The 8,112-nt window shown below is 74.8% G+C and carries 9 protein-coding genes; 1 reads left to right on the top strand and 8 read right to left on the bottom strand.

Annotation, left to right across the window (positions count from 1 at the left end):
- Positions 1-235 precede the first annotated feature (235 nt).
- The gene (locus ACZ5OX_RS12650) at positions 236-1,339 is read right to left on the bottom strand and encodes a helix-turn-helix transcriptional regulator (protein ID WP_465629895.1); all 1,104 of its coding nucleotides are present in this window, start codon (positions 1,337-1,339) and stop codon (positions 236-238) included.
- A gap of 150 nt (positions 1,340-1,489) precedes the next feature.
- Between ACZ5OX_RS12650 and ACZ5OX_RS12645 the strand changes: the two genes are divergently transcribed.
- Positions 1,490-2,233 (top strand): helix-turn-helix transcriptional regulator, encoded by a 744-nt coding sequence (locus ACZ5OX_RS12645; RefSeq protein WP_465629894.1) that lies wholly within the window; start codon positions 1,490-1,492, stop codon positions 2,231-2,233.
- 25 nt (positions 2,234-2,258) lie between these two features.
- Here ACZ5OX_RS12645 and ACZ5OX_RS12640 read toward each other — a convergent pair whose 3' ends face one another.
- The 7 genes from ACZ5OX_RS12640 to ACZ5OX_RS12610 form a co-directional block, all read right to left on the bottom strand.
- Positions 2,259-3,059 carry a metal-dependent hydrolase gene (locus ACZ5OX_RS12640; RefSeq protein ID WP_449787632.1) on the bottom strand — a complete coding sequence of 267 codons (801 nt, stop codon included), beginning with the start codon at positions 3,057-3,059 and terminating at the stop codon, positions 2,259-2,261.
- Positions 3,060-3,176: 117 nt separating this feature from the next.
- Positions 3,177-3,998: a lipase family protein gene (locus ACZ5OX_RS12635; protein WP_465629893.1), complete on the bottom strand. Its 822-nt coding sequence runs from the start codon at positions 3,996-3,998 to the stop codon at positions 3,177-3,179.
- 175 nt (positions 3,999-4,173) lie between these two features.
- A complete protein-coding gene (locus ACZ5OX_RS12630) occupies positions 4,174-4,443 on the bottom strand; it encodes a hypothetical protein (protein WP_465629892.1) in 270 nt (89 codons plus the stop codon).
- 434 nt (positions 4,444-4,877) lie between these two features.
- Positions 4,878-5,465, bottom strand: a complete 588-nt coding sequence (locus tag ACZ5OX_RS12625) for a restriction endonuclease (protein ID WP_465629891.1) — start codon at positions 5,463-5,465, stop codon at positions 4,878-4,880.
- Between the two features lie 233 nt (positions 5,466-5,698).
- Entirely contained in the window at positions 5,699-6,157 is a 459-nt protein-coding gene (locus ACZ5OX_RS12620; protein ID WP_449787635.1) for an SRPBCC family protein, read from the bottom strand.
- Between the two features lie 43 nt (positions 6,158-6,200).
- Positions 6,201-7,235: an ANTAR domain-containing protein gene (locus ACZ5OX_RS12615; RefSeq protein WP_465629890.1), complete on the bottom strand. Its 1,035-nt coding sequence runs from the start codon at positions 7,233-7,235 to the stop codon at positions 6,201-6,203.
- Positions 7,236-7,376: 141 nt separating this feature from the next.
- Positions 7,377-8,102: an ANTAR domain-containing protein gene (locus ACZ5OX_RS12610; protein ID WP_465629889.1), complete on the bottom strand. Its 726-nt coding sequence runs from the start codon at positions 8,100-8,102 to the stop codon at positions 7,377-7,379.
- Positions 8,103-8,112 lie beyond the last annotated feature (10 nt).

Below are 8,112 nucleotides of genomic sequence, written 5' to 3'. Positions count from 1 at the left end.
GGACCAACGAGGAGAGGACACACTGATGTCGAAGATCCTGGCCCTTCAGGCCCTTGAGAGCGACACCGCGACGTCGGCCGTGGTGAGCAGCTTCCTGAGCACCGATTCCCACCTGTGGGTGGACAGCCCGGTCGAGTCCGAGAAGTAACCGCCGATCGGCGACGCGGCTGCCCGTCGGGCCCACCCCGACGGGCAGCCGCCCTTGCGCACCCTGCGGCCGGCACGGCGACCCGCCTCAGCGCGGCACCGCGCCGGCCGCAGGGGCGCCCACCGGAGCGCCTGCCGGGAGGTCCGCCGGGATGGTCAGCCCTTCGCGCTCGGCCAGCACCCCGGCCTGGAACCGGCTCTGCGCCCCGAGCCGCGCCAGCAGCTCGGCGACGTGGCGCCGGCAGGTACGGGTCGACATGCCCAGCCGCCGGGCGATCGTGTCGTCCTTCTCCCCCGCGGCGAGCAGCCGGGCGATCGCGTCCGAGACGTCGCGGGACACCGTACGGGCCGCGGCAGGCGCGGCGTCGTACGGCACGGCCTGGCCCCACTCGTGTTCGAAGAGCCGGACGAAGTGCGCCACCAGGGCCGGTTCCCGGACCATCAGCGCCCCGCCGGTGGCCCGCCGGGCCGGCACGAAGGCCGTGATCCGGTCCACCACGACCAGTTTGGCCGGCACCTCCGCGCGGGTGCGGATCTCCGCCCCTTCGGCGATGACCCGCTCCGCGTAGGAGCGGGTCGGCGGGTCGAACCGGGTCGGGTGCTGGTACACGCTCCGCAGCCGCACGCCCCGCTCCAGCATCTCCAGGTCCCGGGGCAGCAGCTCGGCCAGGGCCGCCTGCGGGTGCCCGCCGCCCGGCCGGATCGCCAGCACCTCCTCCTTCGCGGCGCCCACCACCGAGTCGAGGGCCGAGCGCAGGACGTACGCGTCCTCCAGCAGCCGGACCGAGCCGTCCGAGCCACCGCCCTGCGACCGGTACACCGGCGCCAGCGAGGCCACCTCCGCGCGCAGCCTGGCCAGCTCCGCCTGTCGGCGCCCCAACTCGGCCTCCTCCAGGCGCAGCCGTGCCTCCTCCTGCCCGGTCAGCCGCGCCACGGCCGCCTCCGGACCGACCGTCACGTAGCAGCCGCGCTCGGCGCCCGGACGCCGGACCAGCAGGCAGAGCGCCGCCAGCAGGTCGACGGCCCGGCGGCACCGCGCCTCGGTGAGCCCGAGCGCGCCGGCCATCCGCGCCGGGTCGGCCGGCCCGAGCCGCCCGTGCCGCACCGCCCACTCGTAGACCAGCCGCGTCTCGTGGTCGAGCAGGGCCCCCCGCCCCGACGACCGGATCGTGTCCGTGTTCACCGGATTCATCCACCCCTCCTCAGTCGGCCATTCATCTTCCTGACCCCCCTCGGCCCTTGGCCGCCGCCGTGACCTGTGACGACTATCGAACAACCGCTCCGGAGACCTGCCGTTCACCGGACGCGTCGTCCACCGCCACCTGCTGTCAAGAGGGCCGCCATGAAAGAACGTGGAACCGCCCGGGTCGCGTTCACCGCACCCGCCCCGGCGGACCGGGGAGCCGTACGCGACACGGCGGAGCGGGCCGCCGTCCGCGACACGGTCGGCGACCGGCTGCGGCGGGCCCGCCGGGAGGTCTTCCTCTGCTGCCCCGGCGGCGACCCGACCGCGGCGGCGCTGGCCGACCTGGTGCTCGCCGAGCTGGCGCCGACCGAGCAGCCGCGCGGCGGCCCCGCGCCGCGCACCCGGATCGTCCAGCAGCACCCCGCCCGCTTCCACCTGCCCGCCCAGCGCCAGGCCCGGGCCGCCACGCGGGCCGGCGCCGAGGTGCGGACCACCGACGAGAGCTACGGTCCGCTGCTGGTCATCGACCGGGAGAGCGCCTTCCTGGCGGAACGGGGGCGGCCCGAGGGGCTGGTGCTGGTGACGCAGCCGTCGGTGGTGGGCCACCTGGCCGACTCCTTCGAGACGCTCTGGCACCGGGGCGCGGCCTTCCACAGCGGGCCGGCCGCCGCCCGCGCCGTCTCCGACGACCTCCGCACCGCGATCCTGCGGCTGCTCGCCGACGGGCTGAAGGACGAGACCATCGCCCGCCGGCTCGGGCTGTCGCTGCGCAACTGCCGGCGGCACATCGCCGGCCTGTACAGCGCGCTGGGCGCCGACAGCCGCTTCCAGGCGGGCGTGCTGGCGGAGCGCCACGGCCTCACCGGGAAGGCGCCGGAGGCCGCCGGCGAGCCCCGGTGAACGCCCCCGCCGGCGGTGGCCGACCTCAGCCGTTGCCGAAGAAGCCGAGCGCCCCCACCGCGCAGACCCCGCCGGCCCCCATGAACACCGGGGTCAGCACCTTGATCTCCACCCAGCTGCCGGCCCGGAACCGCATGCCCTTCGGCGGCCCGACCGGGTACCACCGCCGGCGCCCGATCGGGATCGGCCACAGCACCGGACAGCCCGAGACGGTCAACGCGTCGCCCAGGCAGTGCACCAGCGCGCCGAGCGCGATCGGCAGCCCGATCCACAGGTACTGCTGCCCGGGCTCCTCGAACAGCCACTGCGAGCCGTTGCCGGGCTTGTCGAGGACCTCCGCGAGCATCCACGCGCTGGCCGCGCCCAGCAGCCACACCAGGACGTCGCTGGAGACCCGGGCCTGCCGCCACAGCAGGCCCTCGATCGCCAGCACCATGTGCACGAACAGCACCACCAGCACGCCCCAGCGGCCGCCGAACACGGCCACCGCCGCGGCGCCCGCCCCGCACAGCACCGCCCAGAGCCAGGTGTGCGTCAGCGTCCGGTGGCCGCCCGAGCGCCGCGGGTCACCCTTGCCCCGGGTGGCCTTGTACACCGCGTACGAGAGGTTGTCGATCACCTCGCAGAGCGCCCGGGACACCGGCCCGAACGCCCTGGATATCGTCGCCGCCTTGTGGTCCAGGTCCGGCGCCAGCGCCGCCCCGGCACAGATCAGCGCCCCCGCGAGCAGGACCGGCCAGGGCATCGGCTCCCCCATGCCGGCCGCCACCGCGCCCACCCCCAGCCATGCGGTCGCACCCGACAGCGAATGCGCCGGTCCCATCATGTCCGTACACCACCGATCCTCATCAGCTCCGTCCTCACCGCGAGGACCTGACATCACGGCAGCCTATCCGTCCAAGATCACCGACCGGCCGCGGTCGGCCGCCCCCCCGCCCGCAGCTCAGGCCAGGGCCTTCTCCAGCGCCGCGAGGTAACTCCGCATCAGGTGGTCGCGGATGCCCTCGCCGTCCGGGGCGAACGCCGCGGCACCCAGCCCCTTGGCCCGGCCGGCCAGCCCGGCGACCAGCCCGGCCTTCTCCTGGACCCGGCCCGCGGAGTCGATGTGGCGCAGCGCGTCGACGTGGGTGAAGGCGGGCTCCGGGGGCAGCTCGGGGACGATGTCGTTGCCGTGGACGAAGCGGTAGGTGCGCCCCTTCAGGCCCTTGTCGTACGCGGCGGCGAGCAGCCGGTCGCAGGTGCGGGGCTGGCCGAAGGTGTAGACGCCGTCGGCCGCCAGCCGGGGGTCCTCCAGGTCGAGCCGGGCGGCGGCGAGCATGGCGAGGGCGCCGCCGAGGCTGTGGCCGGTGAACCAGACCGTCTGGTCGCCGGTCCGCAGGTCGGAGAGGGCCTTGGCGACGTCGGGGTAGATCGACTCCAGGGCCTCGGCGAAGCCGTAGTGGACGAAGCCCGTCCGGGCGGGCCCCGGCCAGGGCGGGGTCGTGGCGTCGGTGAGCCAGTCACGGATCTGCGCGGGCTCGGTGCCCCGGAACGCCGTGACGATCATGTTCTCGCCGGCCATCGTGTACGCCTGGGTGTCCTGCAGCGGGAACGGCGGGGTGAACCGCGTCTGGTGGTGGCGCACGGTGTCGAAGCCCCAGTCGCGGGCCTGCTCGTCGATGGTGGCCTCGTCCTTGTACGCCAGGTCGGACGCCCTGGCCAGCCAGTAGGCGAGCGGAAGGCTGTAACCGGTGACGCGCTGGTCGAAGACGGTGGGGACGGCCATGGAAACACTCCTGTCGGATCGACGGACGGAACGACTGGTCCACCCGGAGCCCGACCGGCACCTACCACACACCGCGACACCCCGGTGACCAGGAGTGACGCTACCCTCCCATCCCCTCCCCCAACGACCACACCACCCCCGACACCCCGCGGCACCCCAGCCGCGGGCCCGCCGATCAGGCCTCCGGGATGTCCGCTTTCGCCGAGCCGAGCATGCGGCCGGGAATGACGACGAGTCGCTCACCCGGACCCAGCGCGACACCTTCCGGGAGACGGCCGCGGTAGTCCTCGGTGAGGTCCCGACCGATCACGGCGACATCGCCGTTCGAGAGCTGCCAGATGTCCGGGCACTCATCCCTGCCGTCGGACACTCCGAGCTCCTTCGCGGACTCCCCCAGGCGCTTCTCGAACGAAGCGGACCGATCGGCTTCCCATCCACGATCCACAACTGCCCCCGCCCATCGGTCTCGTGGCGTCGCGCACCGGCTCCGCATCCTACGCCTGACGCCAAGTCAGTAGTCTGTTCGGCACATTCGCCGTCAAGTGAGAGGAGCCGCCGCCGTGGACGACGGAACACCCCTGGGCGAGCAGCGCCGCGCTGCCGCCGACGGCAGCGCGGCGCGAACGCAAGAGCTGGTGGCGGGAGTTACGTCGGCCTCGCCCGGCGCCGCGAGGAGGACGCCGTGAGCGGCAGGATTCCGCGTGAGCGGCAGGGCCGGTGGCACGACCGGCGGGGTCGTGGGTCGCGTGGGCCGGCCAGGGGGCCGGAGCAGCCGCTGATGCCGTTGCCGGACGGGGTCGCGCTGCCCGAGGAGTTCGAGCGGGAGCCGTCGCAGGACGGGAGCGGCGGACCCGGCGACGTCGCGCGATAGCCTCCGGGTCAGGCCCACGGGGGCCTGCCCCGGCCGTCCGCCCACAGGGCGAGCGCCCGCTGGTCGACGGCGCGGATGCCGACCTGGGTGCAGAAGGCGGCGGCGGCCTTGGTGAAGGAGCTTGTCGTCACCACGGCGGCCAGATCGCAGTGGTGCACGTCGCGGTAGGTGCCGTTGACCACCTGGACGTCGTTCGAGCCGACGAAGGTCCGCGGTCCGTAGCGCTTGGCCTGGATGAGGATGCGCTGCCCGGTGGGGGTGGTGGCCAGGACGTCCGCCGCAAGGTCGCCGGCCCCGCCGACGACCCTGACCTTCGTGCAGCCGTCCCGGCGGCACAGGTCCGCCAGGGCGTGTTCGAAGGCCTTCGGTGTCATCGCCAGGAACGGCCCGATGTGCCGCAGTCGGGCGGTCCGCGCCTCCACCTCCCGTTGACGGGCGCGCACCCGCGAGCGCAGTACGGCGACGCCCACCGCGGCTGCGGCGATCAGCAGGGCGGTGACCAGGAGGAGGTGCTGGGCCGACCAGCGGACCACCGCCGTGGCCAGAACGAGCACGACCACCGCGGTCGCACCCAGCAGCGGAGCGTTGCGCTTCATCCGCCGCGCCCGGCGGGCAGCGGTCGACCGGCGTCGCCGGACAGGCCTGCGGGCCATGGCACCCCCCTCACCCCACGGTGTTCGGGCGAGCCTAGGAGCAACCGCGCCCGACGCGCCCGCGATCCCGGTGAACTCCACCCTCCGCGCCGCCGAGTTGACCGGATCCCGCCCCCCGACGGCCGGTAGCCGGGTCGCGGCGTCGCGGGAGGAGGTGGAACCGGCCGGCGGCGGGCTCAGTCCGGGTCGGGCCGCCCCCGCCGGTCGCCCTCCTCCCGGGCGCGTTCCTCGATGAACTCCTTGAACCGTCTCAGGTCCGCCTTCACCCGGTGGCCGACCGTGCCCGTGGCGCCGGCGGCCGCCCGCGCCGCGCCCTGGGGCCGGAGGTCGACGGCCATGGCGACCCGGGTGTGGCCCGGGTCGAGCCGCTGGAAGGTCACCACGTCCTCCTGGTCCACCTCGCCGTCGGTGGTCCGCCAGGCGATCCGTTCGTCGGGCTCCTGGTCGACGGTCTCGGTGTCGAACTCGCGGGTGACGCCGCCGAGGCTGGTGCGCCAGTGGTTGTGGCGGCCGTCCAGCCGGGTCACCGAGTCGACGCCCTCCATGAAGCGCGGGAACTCCTCGAACAGCGTCCACTGGTGGTAGGCGGCATGCAGGGGCACGGCCACGTCCACGGACTCCTTCACTCTGTTCATCAGGTCCTCCTCGGACGGTGGGGTCGGCGCCCTCCCGGCCCCGCTACGAGCCGCTCCACCCGCCGGGCGGCACCGACGACGGCGCCGGCGAAAGCACCGACGACGGCACCGACGAAAGCACCGGAGGCGGCACCGACGAAAGCACCGCCGAAGACCCGGCCGACGCGGAAGACACGGAAGACGGCCGCTCGCCCTCGGCGAGGTGCCGGGCCACCGACTCGAGGTCCGTGCCGAGCCGTTGGGCGGCCCGGACCAGCAGGCTCAGCGCGGTGTGCGGGGTCACGTCGAACCTCTCGGCGGTGATGCCGATGGCCAGGCCGGTGGCGTGCCGGCGGTCCAGCAGGTCGGCCACCGCCCTGGACAGCGCGAAGCGGTCGAGTGCGGCCGACGCCTGAAGGGCGAGCACCTCCACCAGCCCGAGGGCGGGCGTGCCGGGCTCGACGGGTGTGCGCAGGTAGGCGCTGAACACGGTGCAGCCGTGCGGGTGGGTGCGCAGGTGGGCGCCGGCCACGGCCCGTACACCGCAGCGCCGGGCCCGGTCGGCGAACCGGTCCGGCCGGCCCGGGTCCAGCCGGACCACGACCTGTCCCTCGCCCTGGCGGCGGAGCCGGGGCAGCGGGCCCGCCTCCGCCCCGCCCTGGGCGCGTTCGAGGGCCAGCAGGTACGACGGTGTCGCCGCGAAGGTCTCGACCGAGCCGTCGTCGTGCCAGGTGCTCACGGCGGCGCCCACGCAGTCCGGGACGGTGACGCCGGTCAGCTGCACCACGTCGTGCAGGCTCGGGACGGGCCCGGACCGCGCCCGTTCGCGGGCCGCGAGTTCGCCGAGTTCGGTCAGCAGCGCCGCGCGGGCCCACTCGGTCGCCGGGGCGCCGGCGGCCGCTCCGCCGGGGCCGGCCGGGCCTTGACGGTCCAGCAGGATGCGGGCCCTGGTGACGGCCCGGTCCGCGTCGGCCTCCCCCGTGTAGATGCCGATCGTGTAGCAGACGTCGCGCAGTCGTTGACCGGCCTCCGGCGAGCCCGACAAGGACAGGGCCTCGTACTCCGCGACCAGTCGGCCGAGGGCAGCGACATCCACCATGGGCATGAGCACCTCCGTTTGTTTACGGAAAGTATGCGCCGATCACGCTGCGAAACCACGTCGCCGGGCGAGGCGCCCGCACGGGCCGGCCCCGAGCGGTCTGCCCACCCGCCGGAGTCACGGCCGCCAGGGTCACGGCCGTCAGCCCGTCAGCAGCCCGGCCGGGTCCAGCCGGCCCTCGACCAGCGCGCGGGCCGCGTCGGCCACCCCGCCGCCGCTGCGGCGGGCGTGGGAGCGGAGCGCCTCGAAGGCGGCGTCCATGTCGAGTCCGCCGGCTTCCGCGAGCACGCCCTTCGCCCGCTCGATGGCGGTGCGGTCCGCGAGCGCGCCGCTGATCTCCTCCGCGGCCGTCCGTTCCCGTCCGTACCGGCGCTGGAGCAGGGCGATGACCGCCAGGTCCGCGAGCGGCTGGACGACGTCCGGCCCCTCGTGGTCGGGCCCGGCACCGGTCCGGACGTCGAACACGTTGAGGGTGCCCATGACCCGGCCGTCCAGGCGCAGCGGCACCGCGCGCACGGAGCGGAAGCCGAGTGCGACGGCCTTCGGGGCGAACCTGGGCCACCGTGCCCGGGCCAGGTCGAGGTCGTGCTCCACGACCTGCTCGCCGGTCCGCTGGCAGTCCAGGCAGGGGCCTTCGCCGGTGGCGATCTGGAGGCTCTCCAGGCGCCGGACCAGGTCGCTGGAGTACGCGACGTCCCGCAGTTCCCCGTGCCGGTCCGCGACGACCAGCCCAGCCCCGGCCGTCCCGCTGAGCGCCGTGCAGACCTCGGTGAGCCGGTGCAGGAACTCGACGGTGTCGTAACCCGGGCCGACGAGCGTGCCGGTGAGCCCGGCGAACGCCTCGTTCACCCGGGCCTCGCGCGTCATGGCGGCCTCC

It is taken from the genome of Kitasatospora sp. NPDC032121, assembly GCF_055580145.1.
This window is presented reverse-complemented; position numbering and strand designations above follow the sequence as displayed.